This is a genomic window from Clostridioides sp. ZZV15-6598 (genome assembly GCF_020657705.1).
Lineage (GTDB): Bacteria > Bacillota > Clostridia > Peptostreptococcales > Peptostreptococcaceae > Clostridioides > Clostridioides difficile_F.
Genome location: NZ_JAGWCS010000027.1, coordinates 1 through 19610 on the forward strand (window position 1 = coordinate 1; position 19610 = coordinate 19610).

13 protein-coding genes are annotated in these 19610 nt (G+C 27.4%); 11 read left to right on the forward strand and 2 right to left on the reverse strand.

Going from position 1 to position 19610, the window contains the following annotated elements:
* Window positions 1–314: 314 nt before the first annotated feature.
* The 3 genes from KGF50_RS07475 (at window position 315) to ptsG (ending at window position 5826) form a co-directional block, all read left to right on the forward strand.
* Entirely contained in the window at window positions 315–2354 is a 2040-nt protein-coding gene (locus KGF50_RS07475; protein WP_227847482.1) for a cation:proton antiporter, read from the forward strand.
* A gap of 219 nt (window positions 2355–2573) precedes the next feature.
* Window positions 2574–3458, forward strand: coding sequence for a BglG family transcription antiterminator LicT (gene licT / locus KGF50_RS07480; RefSeq protein ID WP_413926804.1), 885 nt, complete (start codon window positions 2574–2576; stop codon window positions 3456–3458).
* Between the two features lie 286 nt (window positions 3459–3744).
* On the forward strand, window positions 3745–5826 hold the full coding sequence (ptsG, locus tag KGF50_RS07485) for a glucose-specific PTS transporter subunit IIBC (RefSeq protein WP_227847483.1): 2082 nt from the start codon (window positions 3745–3747) through the stop codon (window positions 5824–5826).
* A 184-nt stretch (window positions 5827–6010) separates the two neighbouring features.
* On the opposite strand, the gene KGF50_RS07490 is transcribed toward ptsG, so the two are convergent.
* Window positions 6011–6889: an AraC family transcriptional regulator gene (locus KGF50_RS07490; RefSeq protein ID WP_227847484.1), complete on the reverse strand. Its 879-nt coding sequence runs from the start codon at window positions 6887–6889 to the stop codon at window positions 6011–6013.
* A 154-nt stretch (window positions 6890–7043) separates the two neighbouring features.
* Here KGF50_RS07490 and KGF50_RS07495 point away from each other — a divergent pair, with 154 nt between their 5' ends.
* The 3 genes from KGF50_RS07495 (at window position 7044) to KGF50_RS07505 (ending at window position 12361) form a co-directional block, all read left to right on the forward strand.
* Complete coding sequence (locus tag KGF50_RS07495) at window positions 7044–8498, forward strand: UDP-N-acetylmuramoyl-L-alanyl-D-glutamate--2,6-diaminopimelate ligase (protein WP_227847485.1); 1455 nt, start codon at window positions 7044–7046, stop codon at window positions 8496–8498.
* A gap of 269 nt (window positions 8499–8767) precedes the next feature.
* On the forward strand, window positions 8768–11062 hold the full coding sequence (locus KGF50_RS07500) for an EAL domain-containing protein (protein ID WP_227847486.1): 2295 nt from the start codon (window positions 8768–8770) through the stop codon (window positions 11060–11062).
* A gap of 258 nt (window positions 11063–11320) precedes the next feature.
* Window positions 11321–12361 carry a GNAT family N-acetyltransferase gene (locus KGF50_RS07505; RefSeq protein WP_227847487.1) on the forward strand — a complete coding sequence of 347 codons (1041 nt, stop codon included), beginning with the start codon at window positions 11321–11323 and terminating at the stop codon, window positions 12359–12361.
* Window positions 12362–12619: 258 nt separating this feature from the next.
* Here the strand turns inward: KGF50_RS07505 and ychF are convergent, their stop codons facing one another.
* Window positions 12620–13717 (reverse strand): redox-regulated ATPase YchF, encoded by a 1098-nt coding sequence (gene ychF, locus KGF50_RS07510; protein ID WP_227847488.1) that lies wholly within the window; start codon window positions 13715–13717, stop codon window positions 12620–12622.
* A 315-nt stretch (window positions 13718–14032) separates the two neighbouring features.
* On the opposite strand from ychF, the gene yfmF reads away from it, so the two are divergent.
* The 5 genes from yfmF to KGF50_RS07535 all read left to right on the forward strand — a co-directional run bounded on the left by yfmF (window position 14033) and on the right by KGF50_RS07535 (window position 19538).
* Window positions 14033–15298, forward strand: coding sequence for an EF-P 5-aminopentanol modification-associated protein YfmF (gene yfmF, locus KGF50_RS07515; protein WP_227847489.1), 1266 nt, complete (start codon window positions 14033–14035; stop codon window positions 15296–15298).
* A gap of 14 nt (window positions 15299–15312) precedes the next feature.
* Complete coding sequence (gene yfmH, locus KGF50_RS07520) at window positions 15313–16599, forward strand: EF-P 5-aminopentanol modification-associated protein YfmH (RefSeq protein ID WP_227847490.1); 1287 nt, start codon at window positions 15313–15315, stop codon at window positions 16597–16599.
* Window positions 16600–16968: 369 nt separating this feature from the next.
* A complete protein-coding gene (lgt, locus tag KGF50_RS07525; protein WP_227847491.1) occupies window positions 16969–17715 on the forward strand; it encodes a prolipoprotein diacylglyceryl transferase in 747 nt (248 codons plus the stop codon).
* A 29-nt stretch (window positions 17716–17744) separates the two neighbouring features.
* Window positions 17745–18680, forward strand: coding sequence for a 16S rRNA (cytosine(1402)-N(4))-methyltransferase RsmH (rsmH, locus tag KGF50_RS07530; protein ID WP_227847492.1), 936 nt, complete (start codon window positions 17745–17747; stop codon window positions 18678–18680).
* 264 nt (window positions 18681–18944) lie between these two features.
* A complete protein-coding gene (locus KGF50_RS07535; protein ID WP_255654795.1) occupies window positions 18945–19538 on the forward strand; it encodes a TVP38/TMEM64 family protein in 594 nt (197 codons plus the stop codon).
* Window positions 19539–19610: the final 72 nt, after the last annotated feature.

A 19610-nucleotide genomic window follows, 5' to 3' on the forward strand; every position in this document is an offset into this window, starting at 1 on the left:
ATGTATAAGGTTATTAAACTATAGAATATATACAATTTTTATTTTTTTATATCTAAAGAAAGTATTTATAGTTTTAGAGCAAATGGTTTTAGTAAATAATGAGGATACGTTTTTCTTTAAGGAAATTTCAAAAAATTATCTTGTTGCATGTCACTTAGTATAGAGGTTTTCAAAATTAAATTTGACGTATATAATAAAAATAATAGATTAAAGTAAAAATTTTATACTTACAGGTAAAGTGTAATACTATCAATATCAAGATAGTTAATATATAAATCTAATCTATAAATTATATATTAAAAAGAGAGGTCGCTATGTCAATTTTAGTAACTTTATTAGGGTTGTTGGTCTGTACAATAATTTCAACTATACTTAGTAAAAAATGGAGCAATATTCCCCTTGCGATTTATCAAATTGTATTAGGTGTTTTATTGTCTATTTTACCATTTAAATTTTCATTTTCGTTTAGTCCAGATATATTTGTAATATGCGTCATAGCTCCACTGTTATTTAGTGAAGGTCAAAATGTATCAAGAAGAGAATTATTAGAACTTAGAAAGCCAATTTTACTTCTTGCATTTGGTTTGGTTTTAACAACAGTATTTGCAGGTGGGATTTTTATACATTTTCTTATTCCTGAAATGCCATTATCAGTTTCATTTGCTTTGGCGGCAGTAATATCTCCAACTGATTTAGTAGCAGTAAAATCAATTACACAAGGATTAGATTTTCCCAAAAATATGATGAATATACTTGAAGGAGAATCTCTATTAAATGATGCTGCGGGAGTAGTAGCATTTAAAGTTGCAGTACTTGCTACTGTTACAGGCTTTTTTTCAATAAAAGAAGCAGGTATTCAATTTTTGATTACCGCACTTGGAGGAATAATAATAGGAAGTATCTTAGGATATGTAATTATAAAAATAAGACTTAGTTTGCATAAGTGGAATTTAGAAGAAATCCCAATGGTAATAGTTATGCAGATAATGACTCCACTTTTTGTATATTTTGCGTCAGAAGAGTTAGGTGTATCTGGAATTTTAGCGGTTGTAATGGCAGGTATAGCCCATGGAATTGAAAAAGAACATTTACAAAATACAACCACTAAATTGAGAATAATCTCAGATAATACATGGTATGTTTTAGAGTATATATTAAATGGGTTTGTCTTTACATTACTTGGTTTTTTATTACCAGGTATATATCAAGGAATTGTTACTAAAAACGAAAAAATAGCATTAAATTTAACTTTTATTGCTATTTTAATTGTAGTTATTTTATTTATTATAAGATTTATATGGGTATATTTATGGCATAGTTCTTTTATAAAAACTAAGAAAAATCCTTTAAATAATTTCTTTATAGGTTTTTTAGGATTTAAGAATGAAGAAGATGAAAAAGATGATACTTCTAGATGGAAATATTCATTAATAGTTGCTACTTGTGGTGTTCATGGTACATTTACACTTGCAACTGCTCTGTCTATACCATTTTACCTAGACAATAAAGATATGTTTCCAATGAGAGATATTGTTTTGTTTATATCATCAGAAGTCATACTTATAAGTTTATTACTTGCAACAGTTTTATTACCAATACTATTAAAAAAGAATGTACAAAAGTTAGAAAACTTATTGTCTGATGAAGAGGCATATAAATTAATTTTAAAAGAAGCTATTTTAAAACTTAGCAATGAAAAAGCTCAAGAGGTACAGTCAGTAATACATGACTTAAATGAGCAGTTAGTAGATTTAGAAAAAGGGATATTAAATACTCCAGATAACAAAATTATAAATATGATGATTGCAGAGGCAGATAATCAAGGTTTAATAGCTGTTAATAAATTATTGAATGATGGAAAAATTTCTGGGAGAGCTTTTGAATTATATAGATTTTATATTACGAAGTCGAGAAAATCTGTCCAAAAATCAATATTTAAGATTGTAAAATTAAAAATAAGTATGTGGATTATAGATAGAAAAGTAAAAACAGAAGTAAAAGAAAAGATTACAAAAATAATATCTGAAAATAAGGAACTAATTAAAGAGTTTCACCATGCATATGCACTTTCTACAAAAACGGCTATATCATTTATAAATAAAAATATTAATGAAGATAATAGGCATGAATCATTAATAGTAATTAGATTTTACAATCGTTATTTAAATTGGCTAACTAGAAAAATTCATAATGATGACAAATTTGAAGCAAAAGTAGGATACTATAGATTAATGGCAATACAAAGTGAAAGAGATAGTATTCAACAACTAGTTGAAAGTAAACAAATATCAAGAGAAGTAGCTAAAGAATTATTGGAAAATATTCTTTATGATGAAATGATGATGATAGAATGAAAATTATAAACTGTATAATGCTTAAATTTTATTGGTACTAAAAAAATAGGAAATAGTTTTCAATAAATTGCTTGACATATATATCCATTTATAATAGAATAAAGCTATAAATTGAATACAATATTTATGAGCGTTAACAAACTGGATTGTTACTGGGAAGCAGGCAATACCTAAGTTAAGATATACAGGTGAATTGTATCTTAATTTAGGTGTTTTTTTATGAATAAGGGAAATTGTATTTTGGGAGAGATATTGGTTATGATTATTCAACAAATTTACAATAATAATGTTGTATTAGTTTTAGATGAAAACCAAAAAAAAGAATTAATACTAACAGGATGTGGAATAGGATTTCAAAAAAAGAAGGGTCAAGAAGTAGATAAAAGTAAAATTGAAAGAACCTTTGTAACACAAGATGAAAATTTTATAGATAAAATTGGAAAATTAGCAAGCCAGGTTGATGAGAAGTTTTTTGAGGTGAGTACAGAGGTAATTGCTTATGCAGAAGGCATTTTAAATACTGAGCTTTATGAGTACATATATGTAGCACTTACTGACCATATTGCATTTGCAATTAAAAGATATCATGAAAACATAACTATAAAAAATGATTTACTACATGAAATAAAAAGAATTCACAAAAAAGAATATGAAATTGGAAAATGGGCTGTAGATTATATAAATAAAGAATTTAATGTAGAGTTTCCTTTAGATGAGGCAGGCTTTATAGCTATGCACATAGTAAATTCAAACTATAAAGGCAGTTCAAAGGAATCCCTTTTAATTACTAAAATTGTAAAAGACATACTCAATATTATAAGATATTATTATAGAATTGAGTTTAAAGAAGATGATATAAATTATGATAGACTTCTTACACACTTAAAGTTTTTTGCAAATAGATTAGTAAAAAGAGAGGAATTCAATGATACTAATAATGATATTGTAGATATAATCAAGATAAAGTATGAAAAAGACTATAACTGTGCATATAAAATAAAGATACATGTAGAGAAAAATTATGATTACTATGTAAGTCAAGATGAACTATTATATTTAACACTACATATTAAAAGAGTCATATCCGTGTTGAATTCACAATAAATATACTAAATAAATATAAATTCGATATAGGTATTTAAGATATTATGTAAAATTTAATAGAAATATAATAATTTTAAAACATTAAGGTTGTTACTGATAATGCAGGCAAGACTTAGGTTTATAAAAAAATTATAACAGTTTATTTTTAATTCTAAAATTAGGTTGATATAAGTTTATTTATATTAACATGAGATTTATTTTTAGGATTAAAACTACTAGTGTAATTTTTTATAAACTTAGGTCTTTTTTATTTGAAAAATATAAAATAATAAGGAGAGAGAAGTAAATGAAAAAAATATTTGGTGTTTTACAAAAAGTAGGAAAATCTTTGATGCTACCAGTTGCATTACTTCCAGCAGCAGGTATATTGCTTGGTGTAAGTAATGCTTTAGCAGGAGATGCGTTACTTGCTCATTTTCCAGCACTAGCAAATCCTACATTCCAACTTATAATAAGTATAATGGAAAGTTCAGGGCAAATTATATTCAATAACTTGCCACTTATATTTGCAGTTGGTGTAGCTGTGGGTCTAACTGAAGGCGAAGGTGTAGCAGCATTGGCAGCTATAGTAGGTTTTTTAATACTTAATACGTCTATGGGTGTCATGGCAGGTGTCACAGAAGACATGATAGATAATTCTATGTATGCAAGTATTGTTGGAATACCAACAATTCAAACAGGGGTATTTGGTGGTATTATAATAGGGATAGTAGCTGCTTATCTTTATAAAAAGCTTTATAAAATTGAATTACCTAAATACTTAGGTTTTTTTGCAGGTAAAAGATTTGTGCCTATTGTTACATCGTTAGCAGCAATAGTAATAGGAATCATATTATCATTTATTTGGCCACCAATACAAGAAGGGCTACTTAGTTTTTCAAAAAATGTTATCGAAGCAAATCAAACATTGGCAGCATTTATGGAAGGGTCTTTAGAAAGATTATTAATACCCTTTGGTTTACATCATGTTTTCCATAATCCATTCTGGTATCAATTTGGAGAATATGTAAACAAAGCAGGTGAACTTGTAATGGGTGACCAAAAGATATTCTTTGCTCAACTTAAAGATGGAGTAAATTTTACATCAGGTACTTTTATGACAGGTGCGTTTCCATTTATGATGTTTGGTCTTCCAGCAGCTGCACTTGCTATGGTACATGAAGCAAAGCCAGAAAAGAGAAAATTTGTAGCAGGAATAATGGCATCAGCCGCACTTACATCTTTTTTAACAGGAATAACTGAACCAATAGAGTTCGCATTTTTATTTGTTGCACCAGCATTATTTGTAGTACATTGTTTATTTTCAGGTTTATCATATGCAGTAATGCAACTATTAGGAGTTAAAATTGGATTCACATTTTCAGGAGGATTAATAGACTTCTTACTATTTGGTGTACTTCCTAATAGAACTCCATGGTATCTAGCTATTTTAGTAGGTATTGGATTTGCAGTATTATATTATAGCGTATTTAGATTTATGATAAGAAAGTTTAACTTAAAGACACCAGGAAGAGAAGATGAATCAGAGTCTAATTTGGAGACTAGTGAAATGTCAAAAGATGAACTGGCATCAGAAATACTAATAGCTTTAGGAAATAAAGAAAATTTAAAAAGTTTAGATGCTTGTATAACAAGACTTAGACTAGTTGTAAATGATATAGATAAAGTGGATAAAGAAAAGTTGAAATCACTTGGAGCAGCAGGTGTAATGGTTATTGGAAACAATGTTCAAGCTATATTTGGTCCAAAATCAGATGCAATAAAATCTAATATAAAAGATATAATAGAAGGAAAAGTAAAGGTTGAAAATACTGATATTAAAAATATGGATAAAAAGAAAATGGAAAAAAATAATAACACAGAAAACACTAATATAGGTAATACTTTGGTGGAAGAAGAAGTTTATTCATTGACAAATGGAGAAATCTTAGATATAGAAGAAGTTCCAGACTCTGTATTTTCAAGTAAATTAATGGGAGATGGATTTGCAATTAAATCTAATGATGGATTAATTTATTCACCAGTAAATGGAACTATTGGAGTTGTATTTCCAACTAAACATGCAATAATAATCAAATCTAAAAAAACTGGAGTAGAAATACTTATACATTTAGGTATAGAGACTGTAAACTTAGAAGGAAATGGGTTTGATGTATTTGTAAATGTAGGAGATGAAGTTAAAGCAGGGGATAAACTGGTTAAGATGGATTTAGAATATATTGAAAAAAATGGTTTATCAACAATAAGTCCAGTAGTATTTACGAATCTAGAACAAAATCAAAAATTAAACATTAAAAAAGGAAAAGTCACAGCAAAAGAAAGTAATCGTGTAAGTATATTAAAAGGGAGTATTGAAAAAATAGGATAGACACATCAATATGTATACTTAAAACTTGTATGAATTTTAGTAATTATATAAGCATTATTTAAATTTATATATTTTAGTTTAATTAATAAAAACATATGATTTATATTTCAATAAATTAGAGGTACTAGTATATCTATTTTACTAATACCTCTAATTTTTTTGAAATAAAATCTATAATAATTATTTATTCATCTAACAAATTACTATCTAAAGGGCTTTTATTGTTTATATAGTTTTTAGGAGATACGCCATAATATTTTTTAAATGCCCTTACAAAACTAGAATAATCATTAAATCCACATTTACTACAAACTTCACTCATGAGATGGCCATTGCTTATTAGTGATTTAGCTAAAATTAATCTTTTTTGAATTATATAATTGTGTATGGATGTTCCTGTATGAGATTTAAACCTTCTCATGAGATAATATTTGCTTATAAAAAATTCAGATGCAATACTGTCTATAGAAAGTTTATTCTCTATATTTAAGTTTATATAGTTTAATATTTTTTTTATAGTTTCATCGTAAAATACATCTTCTACAGATTCTATATTCTCGTTTTTTAAGAAAATTCTATTTAAAAATATCATAAGCTGTATGAATAAGGTATTTCTTAGTATTTCATTTCCAAATTCATTACTAGATTCAGAAATATTTATTTGCTCAATAAAAAGTTTGAGTGATTCAATGTCATGCATCTTTAAACGCAGTAGATTACATTTATTTTCTGTGGCTATCTTAAAACATTTTTCTAAATCACTAGTATCATCACTGTTTTTTTTCATAAATTCTGGGCTAACCCATATTGCGATTCTTTCATAAAATACATTTGAATCTATAACTGGTTTGTGAATTTCATTATTACTAATAAAAAGTATATCCCAAGGTTTTAGTTTATATGGAATTCCTTCAACAAAATAAGTGACATTTCCATCTATAAATATAATTATCTTATTAAAATCATGATTATGGTATTCAAATTCTATGTCTTTTTTATCTCTAATACTAAATATTTTAAAATTATCATTTAAGTATCCAATTTTATTGTCTGTAGTTTTCATAAAAGACCTCTCTTAGATTATATTATAGAGAATTATAGAGCATTTTTTGCAATATTTCAAGCATTTTTAACCATTCACATAGTAAAAAATTCTTAATATAATATTACATGAAGTGTAATTTTAGCAAAAAGAGTTTAAAGGGAGGAAAGCATTTATGAAATTAAATGATATTATACAGGGGTTGGATATAATCAGTGTCAAAGGTGAATTAAATATAGATATTAATAATGTACAATATGATTCAAGAAAGGTTACAGAAGGTACATTATTTGTATGTATAAAAGGATTTGTGTCAGATGGTCATAGGTATATAAAAGATGCTATAAACAAAGGGGCAAAAGCTTTTATTGTTGAAGAAGATGTAGATATAAAAGGATATACATTTATAAAAGTAAAAAATACAAGAGAAGATATGGCAAAGATAGCTGACAATTTTTATAATCATCCATCACAAAAATTTAATGTTATAGGAGTTACAGGTACTAACGGAAAAACTAGTATAACTACTATACTAAACGAAATATTAACTTTGAATAAAAATAAAGTTGGTCTTATTGGTACTATAAAAATATTTGATGGCGAAAAAGACATTATTTCTAATTCAACAACTCCAGAAAGTATAGATTTACAATATCATTTCAATAACATGTTAGATAATGGATGTGATTACTGTGCTATGGAAGTTTCATCACACTCATTAGCATTAAATAGAGTTGATGAAACAGACTTTAAACTGGGAATATTCACAAATTTAACACCAGACCATTTAGATTTTCACAAAGATTTAGAAGACTATAGAAAAGCTAAAGAAAAACTATTTTTTAAGACTACTATGGCAAATATAATAAATATAGATGATGAGGGTGGTAAAAAGATATATGAAAATATAAAAGGTATAGATGTGCCTTGTTACACATATGGAGTTGAAACTAATGCTGATTTTATGGCTAGAGATATAAAATCAGATTCAGATGGTGTATCTTATAGATTAATAACTCCTTCTTATGAAGAAGTTATATTTATACCAGTTCCAGGAATGTTTACAGTATATAATACTTTGGCTGTTATAGCTGCTTGTTATATACTTGGCATCCCTAAACCAGTATATAAAGAAGGTCTTAGACTTTCTAATGGAGTATCAGGAAGGTTTGAAACAGTACCAAATGATAAAGGTATAAGTGTAATTGTTGATTATGCTCATACTCCTGATGCACTTGAAAATGTATTGAAAACAACTCAACAATTTGCAGAAGGAAAAATAATTTCTGTATTTGGATGTGGTGGAGATAGAGATACTGAAAAGAGACCTTTAATGGGTGCTATTGGACAAAAATATTCAGACTTATGTATTGTAACTTCTGATAATCCAAGAACTGAAGAACCAGAAGCAATAATAAATGATATACTTGAAGGAATAGATAAGAAAAAAGAAAATTATCATGTTGTTGCTGATAGAAAGCAAGCTATAGAAGAGGCTATAAGTATGGCAAAGAAAGATGATGTTGTAATTATAACAGGTAAAGGGCATGAAAATTACCAAATAATAGGTAAAGTTAAGCATCATTTTGATGATAAAGAGGTTGCCAATGAATGTTTAAGTAAAATGTAAAGTGAAAATTTAATAAAATATATATTTTAAGAATATAATATCAAAATTATTTTGATATTATATTCTTTTTATGTTGGTGGATATTAATACCAATTATGTCAGTAACCCTTAATATAGATAATATAATTTATTAAAATTGTATTATCTATATTAATTAATTTTTTATTGTAATAAAGTTGATAATTTTGTATAATTACAGTAAATATGGAAAAATAAGTATTATCGTAAAATTGTTAGATTAATTAATATAAAATAATAATTATATACATATGGATTCTGGAAAGGCAGGAAGTATGATGTTGGGTGATGCAAAAAATAATAGGCAGGGTTTGTCCATAATTGCTATCATAAGTATCTTAGTAGTTACAATTTCCTGTTTGATTTATGGTTCAAAGTTGAATAAGACACTGGGTGAGGAAACGAATCAATATCTTTCAGAAATAGCAAATCAAAGTGTCAATGTGTTAAAAAAACAAATTAATGGTGATATAAAATTGTTACAATCAATTTCAATATGTATTGAAGGAGAAGAATCTTTTGAGCTGGAGAATATTCTTTCAACACTTAAAAGAGAATCTGTCAATAGCTCCTTTAAAAGAATGGGCGTTATTCTACCAGATGGTATGGCATATACTACAGATGGTTATGTAGAAGATTTTTCTAAGAGAGATTATTTTGCCAAGTCAATGCAAGGAGAAGTAGTCATAACAGGTAAGTTAAAAGATGCAATAAAAGATTATAAAGATATTAATGTGTACTCTGTACCAATTTATAAGGGGAATAAGATTATTGGTGTTATATTTGCTACACATAGTACAAAGTTATATGAAAAGATACTCTCTGTACCAACGTTTAATGGAAAAGGATATTCTTATATAGCTAATAGTAATGGTGATATTGTTTTAAATCCAAGTAGCAAAAACGCAAATTCTAATATGGAAAATTTATTTTCATATATAAATAAAAGTAATGCCCTATCAAAATCTACTCTTAATGATATGAAATTAAATATAAAAAATTCTAAATCAGGTTCATTAAGTTATAATATGTCTGGAAAAGGATATTATTTAAGTTATGCTCCAATAGGAATTAATGATTGGTATCTTTTTTCTGAAGTTCCTAGAACTGCTGTATCTGAAAAATCATATGCCATTATAAAACTTACACTATCAGCATGTATAGTTTTAATTGTGATATTTACATCTTTAATAATTTATATCTTGATTATGCAAAAAAAGGGCAAGGAAAGATTAGAAGAATTTGCATTTAAAGATAGCATTACAGGAGTTGGAAATTCAAATAAATTTAATCTGGAAGGTGGTAAATTTTTATCCACTCATGAGAAAAAGAATCTAGTTTTAATTTATTTTGATATAGATAAATTTAAGTTAGTAAATGATAGATTTGGATATGAAGAGGGAGATAGAGTATTAAGAAAAATTGCAGAGATTATTGAAAATATGTTTAAAGAACAGTCTGTATTCTCAAGAATTTCAAATGATAATTTTGCTATAATATTTGAAAAAAAGAAGGATAAAGAATCAGTTATAGAGATATGTGAAATTATGCGTAAAAAATTATCTATGATAAAAACTAGCTTAGGGGTGGAACTTAATCTGATACCATCTATAGGAGTCTATTTTATTGAAGATGGAGAAACAAATATATCTACTTGTCTTGATAAAGCTATGATTGCAAAGACTACAGTAAAAAGAAAATACTTAAAAGTGTATGAAATTTATGCTGAGAATTTAAAGGAAACTCTTATAGAAGAACGTGATATTGAGCAAGAGATGCACGATGCTTTAAAAAATGAACAATTTAAGGTATACCTGCAACCTAAAATTGAATTATCAACAGGTAAAATAGTAGGCTCTGAAGCTCTTGTACGTTGGCAACATCCAAAAAAGGGATTAATAAGTCCAGGTGTGTTTATTCCTATTTTTGAAAAAAATGGTTTTATAACAGAATTAGATATGTTTGTATTTGTTCAAGTTTGTAAAAACTTTAAACGTTGGCAAAATGAAGGATTACCTAGATTTCCTATATCAGTAAATTTATCAAGAGTACATCTTGAAAATCCAGACTTTATAGAGAAGTTTGAAAACATTGCAAAAGAATATGATATTGAACCAAGTTTAATTGAAATTGAACTAACAGAGAGTGCAATATTTGATAATACAAAAATGCTGTTTAAAATAATGCAAAATCTAAAGTCTGTAGGATTTAAAATATCTATGGATGATTTTGGTTCAGGTTATTCTTCTTTAAATATGCTTAAAGATATGCCAATTGATGTCTTGAAATTAGACAGACAATTTTTTATAACAGTGGAAGATACAAAAAAGAGTCAAATTGTGGTTTCAAGTATTGTTCAGATGGCAAAGCAACTTGATATAAAAGTTGTTTCAGAGGGAGTTGAAACCTTAGAGCAAGCAGAGTTTTTAAGATTTATAGGATGTGATATGGCTCAAGGATTTTTATTTGCAAAACCAATGCCAATAGAAGAATACGAAAAGTTGATATTAAGTAGGACTGATATTGAAGGTATGAGTACAAATTAAAAAACTTAGTACAAAATAAAATAAAGATTTGTAAGGAGAGTGAACTTTGTATAGTCAAAGTTCACTTTATTTATGTAAAAATACCTTAGTGTAAAAATATGAATTAGGTTTAGAGTATTACTTTACATTATATGGAGCATATGATATTTTCTAAAAGAGATATAATTTTTCTATGGTTAAAAGTTTTTAATTTGAGTATAGTAGTTTGTGAATCTAAGAATATCGGTAATTATGCAAGTACTTAAGGGAGGAAAGTTTTTGAGTAAGATAACAATTAGGGAAATGGTAGATGATGAAAGAAAGCTTGTTTGGAAAATTGGTAAATCTAGTTTTGGATTGGTTGAAGGTATGGCATTTAAAAAGCCTCAAAATGCTTTTATTGCTATAATAGATGCTCATATTGTTGGTATGGCTTCCTATAAAATTTTTCCTGCAAAAAATGGCCAAAAAATTGGATATGTAGAAACAGCCTACGTAAAGAAGGGACATGAAGGTAAGGGAATAGGAAGTGAGCTTTACAAAAAAGTAACTATATTTTTAAAAGAACAAGGTTGTGAAACTATGACTGCTACTGTGAAGGACGATAATGTTGCATCATGGAAGTTGTTTGAAAATAATGGATATCATATTATAAGCTTTACACAAATGTTACAAAACTATGGGCTAATTAGTACAATACGATTGTGGTTTAATAGTACACTTGCAATTGCTTCTGGATTTCATTTATGGAGTACATTGCCACAAAAAAATAGCTCATCAATTCAACAATTAGGAATCTATACTGTCTTAAACTTACTAATATCACTTCCTATTTTATTTTTTAGCAATAATTTTAATGATTTTGCTGTCAGAGTAGGTGCGTTTTTTTCATTACTGATTGTTTCTTTACTTGGTGGATTAATTGCAACCTTGATTTCGTCTGAGAAATGGAAGTTTATTGCTACAAGAGGTGGCTTGTTGATATCATTATTAATTACAGTTTTGGGTGGTATATGGCCAGTGGTAGGTCGATTTTATCCAACAGAGTATAAGAGGACTACTACATTTAGACGAAGTATGGGGATTGAGGGATTGTTTGAGTGGTTAGGAATACTACTTTTTATTTTAGTAGTAGCAGTATTTGGGAAACAATCAGAATTTTATGAATACATTATTCCCTTTGGCATAAGTTTTTTACTTTTTCATAGTATACCTTTTTATCCATTTGGATGTTTTGGCGGAAAGCGTATTTGGGATTACAGTAAAGTGCTGTCATTGTTGACAATTATAATTTCTGTGGGAATACTATATAGTTTTTAAAAATCACAAGCCTTTGGTTAAAAAAGTTTAAAATAATAAAGAGAAGTTTTATTTTTTAATATTCTATATTTTTTTATTTAAAATATAGAATATTTTATTTTTATAAAAAAGAGAGTTTCTATTATGATTTTCAAAAAACATTTAGAAAAACTCTCTTTTTTATAGAATCTAAATAACTATTATAATATAATAGAAGTTTCTATTATTCTAATTTTTTTATTGGAATACAATTGTTAAGATTGTAGATAAATAAAGATTTTAAACATTAAATCTAAATAATATTACATCTCCATCTTTAACTATGTATTCTTTACCTTCTAATTTAACTAATCCTTTTTCTTTAGCAGCGGCCATAGTACCATGTTCAACCAAATCATTAAAAGCAATTGTTTCAGCTCGGATAAATCCTCTTTCTATGTCAGAATGTATTTTTCCTCCTGCTTGAGGTGCTTTACTTCCAACCTTTATAGTCCATGCTCTGACCTCTTTTGGCCCAGCTGTTAAGAATGAAATTAGACCAAGTAAGGCATAAGATGATTTTATAAGTTTATCAAGACCTGATTGTTCAAGTCCTAATGTTTCTAAAAATTCTTTCTTTTCTTCAGCAGAATCAAGTTCAGAAATTTCTGCTTCTATTTGTGCACATACAACAACAACTTCAGCATCTTCTGTTTCCGCAAATACCTTAACTTGTTGAACATACTTATTACTTTCTCCATCATCTGCTAAATCATCTTCTGATACATTTGCAGCATATATTACAGGTTTAGATGTAAGTAAATCTAATGAATTTACAAAGTTTTGCTCATCTTCTGTAAATTGCATAGTTCTTACACACTTACTATTTTCTAAAGTAGCCATGATTGAATTTAATAAATCAAGTTCAGAACCTAAAGTTTTATCAGCTTTAGCGGCTTTTTGAGTTTTATGAATTCTTCTTTCAAGAATCTCTATGTCAGAGAAAATTAATTCTAAATTTATAGTCTCTATATCGCGAAGTGGTTCAACAGAACCATCTACATGTATAACATTTTCATCTTCAAAACATCTTACAACATGTACAATTGCATCAACTTCTCTTATATGTGATAAAAATTTATTTCCTAAGCCTTCTCCTTTAGAAGCACCCCTAACTAAACCAGCTATGTCACAAAATTCTATAGCAGTAGGAACTATTTTTTCAGAGTTGTACAATTCTTGTAGTTTATCTAATCTTTCATCTGGAACAGATACAACTCCAACATTTGGGTCTATTGTACAAAAAGGGTAATTTGCAGATTCTGCACCTGCTTGAGTTATTGCGTTAAATAGTGTGCTTTTACCTACATTTGGTAAACCAACTATACCTAATTTCATATTAATCGTCCTCTCTCTTATTCTTTTTATATTCTTTATATAACTTTAAACAATCAATCTATAGGATTGTAAAATTGTTTTAATTATAGACATACATATTGATTATACATCATATATATGAAGCTTGTAAACTAGACTTTAAAGCAGACTGCTCTAAATAATTTTGTATTTAAGTTTAAATAAAAATATTACTTTTAGAAAATAATAAAAAGGATATAATTAAATAGAAGGTTTTTATATATAAGTATATACAATCAAAAAATAAATAAATTTCAATTTTAAAATTGATGTTTAAATAAAAAATAGGAGGTACATATGGTTAATACTAAGAAAATAATAAATTTGGGTAATAATATTAATCTGACTTTGATAAAAACAGAAAAGTTTAAATCAAATCTTATAAGTTTGTATGTTCAGAGATTGTTGGATAAAAAAGAAACTACAAAAAATGCTTTGCTACCATCAATAATAGCAAGCGGAAGTGAAAAATATCCTAGTGCTAGAGCAATATCCAATAAACTAGATGATTTATATGGTTCATCTATGGGAGCTGATGCTGTAAAGCGTGGAGAGCGTCAAGTACTAAGTTTTAAAATAATTAATATAAGTGAAAAGTATTTAGATGAAAATATATTTGAAGAAGTAGTAGAATTTTTTAATGAAGTAATAAATAATACACTTGTTATAGATGGTGGATTTAAAGAAGAATATTTAAATATTGAAAAAGAAAATTTAAGAGATAAGATACAATCAATAATAAATGATAAAAAAGAATATGCACAAGATAAATGTATAGAAGCTATGTGTGGAAATGAAAGATACAGTATAAGCGAGTTTGGTTACGAAGATGAAATAGATAATGTAACTTCAAAAGAACTATATGAGCATTATAGAAATATACTTAAGACATCTCCAATAGACATAGTTGTAGAAGGTGACTTTGATGAAGATAAGGTTGTAGATATAATAAGCAAGAATTTAAAATTTGAAAGAGAAGATATTATAGATATACCAAAAGAAGATTTTATAAAACATATAGATGAAGTAAAAGTAATAGACGAAAAAATGGAAATAACTCAAGGTAAATTAGTTATGGGGTATAGAGCAAATGTAGATTATGTGGATAATGATAAATACTATGCTCTTGTGGTCGGAAGTAATGTATTAGGTGGTGGGCCACACTCTAAACTATTTATGAATGTAAGAGAAAAAGAAAGCTTATGTTATTATATTTTCTCTTCAATAGAGAAGTATAAAAGTATTATGCTTATATCATCTGGAATAGAAACTAAAGATTACGATAAAGCTGTAAAATTAATAAAAGAACAATTAGAAAGTTTAAAAGCAGGAGATATATCTGATGAAGAGTTAGAAAATAGTAAGCTTGCTTTAGTTAACTCTATGAAATCTATAACAGATAATATAGGTGGAATGTCTGATTTTGCATTTTCTCAGTCTATGGCAAAGACAAATTCTGAAGTAGAAGACATAATATCTAGTATAGAAAAAGTTACTAAAAAAGATATAGTTGAAGCTGTAAAAGATATAGAACTTGATACTGTATACTTTTTAAGAAATTAATGGAGGAGATGTCTATGGAAAAAATAGTTAATGATATATTAAGAGAAGAAGTTTATTATGAAAAATTACAAAATGGCTTAGATGTATACTTTATGCCAAAGAGAGGCTTCACAAAAAAATATGCTATTTTAGCTACTAATTATGGCTCAAATGACTTAGAATTTATTCCAATAGGAGAAGATAAAAAGATTAGAGTAAATGAAGGAATTGCACATTTTTTAGAACATAAGATGTTTGAACAACCTGATGGAGGAGATGCTTTTGAAAAATTTTCTAAATTAGGTGTAAGTGCAAACGCATTTACTAACTTTACAATGACAGCATACTTATTTTCAGCTACTGAAAATTTTTATGAAAGTTTAGAGCACTTAATTGATTATGTTCAAACACCTTATTTTACAGATGAAAATGTTGAAAAGGAAAAAGGTATAATAGCACAAGAGATAAAAATGTATAATGATGACCCAGACTGGAATGTGTATTTTAATTGTCTAAAGGCTATGTATGTAAATTATCCTGCTAGAATTGATATAGCTGGTACAGTAGATAGTATATACAAGATAACTAAGGAAGAGCTATATAAGTGTTACAATACTTTCTATAATCCAGGAAATATGGCTTTGTTTGTTGTAGGTGATTTGGATGTAGAAAAGGTCATAGATGTAACTAAAAAAGCAAACAATTATGATGTGGATAAGCTTTCTAAGAATATAGAAAGATTTTATCCTGAAGAACCAGCAAATGTAAGGGAAAAGGAAGTTATAGAAAAATTTCCTATATCTATACCTATGTTTAACATAGGTTTTAAAGATAATAATGTAGGTGTAAAAGGGAAAGAACTTTTACGTAAAGAAATTGTAACTGATATACTTATAGGTATGTTATTTAAAAAGGGCAGTAAACTTTATGAAGATTTGTATATGCAAGGTCTGATAAATGAAAATTTTGGAGCTGGATTTTCATCTCAAGTAGACTATGCTTTTAGTGTAATTGCTGGAGATTCTAAGGAACCTAAAAAAGTAAAAGAGATAATTCTTGAATATATAGAAAGAGCTAAAAAAGAAGGATTATCTAAAGAGGAATTTGAAAGAACTAAAAAGAAAAAAATTGGTTCATTTATCAAGTGTTTTGATTCTATAAACTTTATAGGAAATAGTTTTATATCTTATATATTTAAAGATATAAATATATTGGATTATTTAGATATTATTAAAGATGTTACTTTTGAGGAAGTTGAAGAAAGATTAAAAGAACACTTTAAAGAAGAGTATTGTGTTATTTCTATTGTAGAACCTAAATAGAAAGTTTGAACATTATAATTGAGTAGCTAAATGCCAAATAGTTAATTTTGATACTTATTTTATTTAGATAACAAGCGAGCTTGTTGAACATACTTATATAAATTAAGTTAGTAAAAATTAAATATTATTAATAAAAACTTATAGAGAGATTGGTGTATATTATACACCAATTTCTTTGATTACAAATAATTTATGAATGATTTTGCTGTGATGATGTGTATAATATATTTTGAGTATTTGTAGAATCAACATCAATATGTTTTGTAGAATTAACATTAATATGTTATCATAATTTAGTATAATTACAATTAATTGTAAACATGGTGTATTGCTTTGGAAATATTTTAATTAAGATAAAGAGGTGGAGTTATGGATAGAGTTGCATTTACACTATTTGGGATAGACATAATGTGGTATGGAATACTTATGGCTAGTGGTATGATTTTGGGAACTTTAATAGCAATAAAAGAGTCAAAAAGAGTTGGACTTAAAGAAGATGATGTATTAAATATAGCTATCATAGCAATTCCTGTTGGATTAATATGTGCAAGAATATATTATGTTATATTTAATTGGAGTTATTATGCTCAAAATCTATCTCAGATTCTTAATTTTAGAGGTGGTGGACTTGCTATACATGGAGGATTAATAGGTGGAATCTTAGCTGGTTATATATACACTAAGGTTAAAAATATTAATTTCTTAAAAATGGCTGATACTGTCATACTTGGAATGCCTTTAGCACAAGCTATAGGAAGATGGGGAAACTTTATTAATGGAGAGGCTCATGGAGGTACAACTAATTTACCATGGGGAATAATGGTTGATGGAGTAAAAGTTCATCCAACTTTTCTATATGAGTCTATATGGGATTTTGGAATATTTATAGTTTTATTATTGTTTAGAAAAAATAAAAAATACGAAGGCCAGGTTATAGTAACTTATATAACCCTTTATTCAATAGGAAGATTTTTCATAGAAGGATTAAGAACAGATAGTTTAATGTTAGGGCCACTTAGAATGGCTCAAGTGATAAGTTTAGTTGGGGTTATTGGTGGTATAATAGCACATATTTATTTATCAAAGAGAAATAAAAACAACAGTATTAAAGATTAATTTAAATAGTAAGTTTAAAGGAGGTAGTTATGGAATTTCATCATGTATCAGTTCTTTTAAATGAATGTATAGAAAATTTAAAGATAAAACCAGATGGAGTATATGTTGACTGTACTATGGGTGGTGCAGGACATTCCAAAGAAATAGTAAAAAAATTATCAGATAAAGGATTGTTTATAGGGTTTGACCAAGATAAAAATGCTATAAATACAGCGAAAGAAAGATTAAGTGAATATGAAAGCAGAGTAAAATTTGTTCATAGCAATTTTGAAAATATAAAAGAAGAATTGGAAAAAATCGGAGTTTATAAGATAGATGGTGTATTAGCAGATTTAGGAGTTTCCTCTCATCAACTTGATGAAGCTGAGAGAGGATTTTCTTATATGCAAGATGCACCACTTGATATGAGGATGGATGTTAGGTGTGAATTTTCAGCATATGATGTTGTAAACACTTATACAGAAGATGAGCTAACTAAGATAATTAAAGATTATGGTGAAGATAACTGGGCTAAACGTATAGCTAAATTTATAGTTGAGGAAAGAGTGAATAAGCCAATAGAAACTACAGGTGAATTGGTTGATATAATTAAAAAAGCTATTCCTAAAAAAGCTAGAATAGATGGGCCTCATCCAGCTAAAAGGACTTTTCAGGCTATACGAATAGAAGTAAATAATGAACTTGGAGTAATTACAAAGATGATAAATGATGCTTCTTCTATAATGAATGAAGGGGGTAGAATTTGTATAATAACATTTCATTCGTTAGAGGATAGAATAGTAAAGAATGCATTTAAATATCTCGCATCAGATTGTATATGCCCACAACATTTACCAATATGTCAATGTGACAAAGAATCTGAAGTAAAAATAATAACTAGAAAACCCATACTTCCTAGTAATGAAGAAATAGAAGTAAATCCACGCTCAAGAAGTGCTAAATTGAGAGTAGCGGAAAAAATATAATTTATACAATTTGAGAGTACGGTCTAGCTATGTAATAAAATAATAAGCTTCTTAATATAGTTAAAACCTATTATAGTTTTTATTAGAATAGAAAACAACTATGGTATAATCGACAATATAGAAAAATATTTTCTGTTATAATATAACTAAAATAGATATTAGGAGTGAATAAAAATAGAAAATAAGCATAAAAAATTATTAATAAAGATTTGTATTATATTGGGGGTACTTGCTATTTACTTGTTTATACCTCCTGTTAAAAAAATGGTAAATCAGATGATATTTTATCTGAGTATGTTAAATTTAGATGCAATTAAGGAGTACATACTATCATTTGGAGTTTGGGCACCAATAATATCATTTGCATTTATGATATTACAATCAATAGCTGCACCTCTCCCTGCATTTTTAATTACTTTTGCAAATGCAGCCTTATTTGGATGGGTAAATGGTGCTATACTGTCATGGGTCAGTGCAATGGTAGGTGCTGCAATCTGTTTTGTAATTGGAAGGTTTTTAGGTAGAGATGTAGTTGTAAAACTTACAAGTAAATTTGCACTAGAAAGTATAGATGGTTTTTTTGATAAATATGGAAAACATACAATTTTAATTGCAAGATTGCTTCCTTTTATATCTTTTGACCTTGTGAGTTATGCAGCAGGTCTAACATCTATGAGTTTTATATCCTTCTTTATAGCTACTGGGGTAGGACAATTACCAGCAACAATTGTATATTCTTATGTTGGTGGTATGTTGACTGGTGGAGCTAAAGTCATGATGACAGGACTTTTAATATTATTTGCTTTAAGTGTATTGATTTATATGTTAAAGAAAATATATAGTGATAAAAATAAATAAAAATTAGTGTATAATCTATAGGTTCAATATTCAAGTATTAGTGAATCTATAGATTTTTTGTTGTGTATAGAA

Bases quoted from the DNA above. Each gene is read 5' to 3' on its own strand.
- lgt (WP_227847491.1), top strand. From the start codon at position 16,969: ATGGATAGAGTTGCATTTACACTATTTGGGATAGACATAATGTGGTAT.
- KGF50_RS07535 (WP_255654795.1), top strand. From the start codon at position 18,945: ATGGTAAATCAGATGATATTTTATCTGAGTATGTTAAATTTAGATGCA.
- rsmH (WP_227847492.1), top strand. From the start codon at position 17,745: ATGGAATTTCATCATGTATCAGTTCTTTTAAATGAATGTATAGAAAAT.
- yfmF (WP_227847489.1), top strand. From the start codon at position 14,033: ATGGTTAATACTAAGAAAATAATAAATTTGGGTAATAATATTAATCTG.
- ychF (WP_227847488.1), bottom strand. From the start codon at position 13,717: ATGAAATTAGGTATAGTTGGTTTACCAAATGTAGGTAAAAGCACACTA.
- ptsG (WP_227847483.1), top strand. From the start codon at position 3,745: ATGAAAAAAATATTTGGTGTTTTACAAAAAGTAGGAAAATCTTTGATG.
- KGF50_RS07475 (WP_227847482.1), top strand. From the start codon at position 315: ATGTCAATTTTAGTAACTTTATTAGGGTTGTTGGTCTGTACAATAATT.
- yfmH (WP_227847490.1), top strand. From the start codon at position 15,313: ATGGAAAAAATAGTTAATGATATATTAAGAGAAGAAGTTTATTATGAA.
- KGF50_RS07495 (WP_227847485.1), top strand. From the start codon at position 7,044: ATGAAATTAAATGATATTATACAGGGGTTGGATATAATCAGTGTCAAA.
- licT (WP_413926804.1), top strand. From the start codon at position 2,574: ATGAATAAGGGAAATTGTATTTTGGGAGAGATATTGGTTATGATTATT.
- KGF50_RS07500 (WP_227847486.1), top strand. From the start codon at position 8,768: ATGGATTCTGGAAAGGCAGGAAGTATGATGTTGGGTGATGCAAAAAAT.
- KGF50_RS07490 (WP_227847484.1), bottom strand. From the start codon at position 6,889: ATGAAAACTACAGACAATAAAATTGGATACTTAAATGATAATTTTAAA.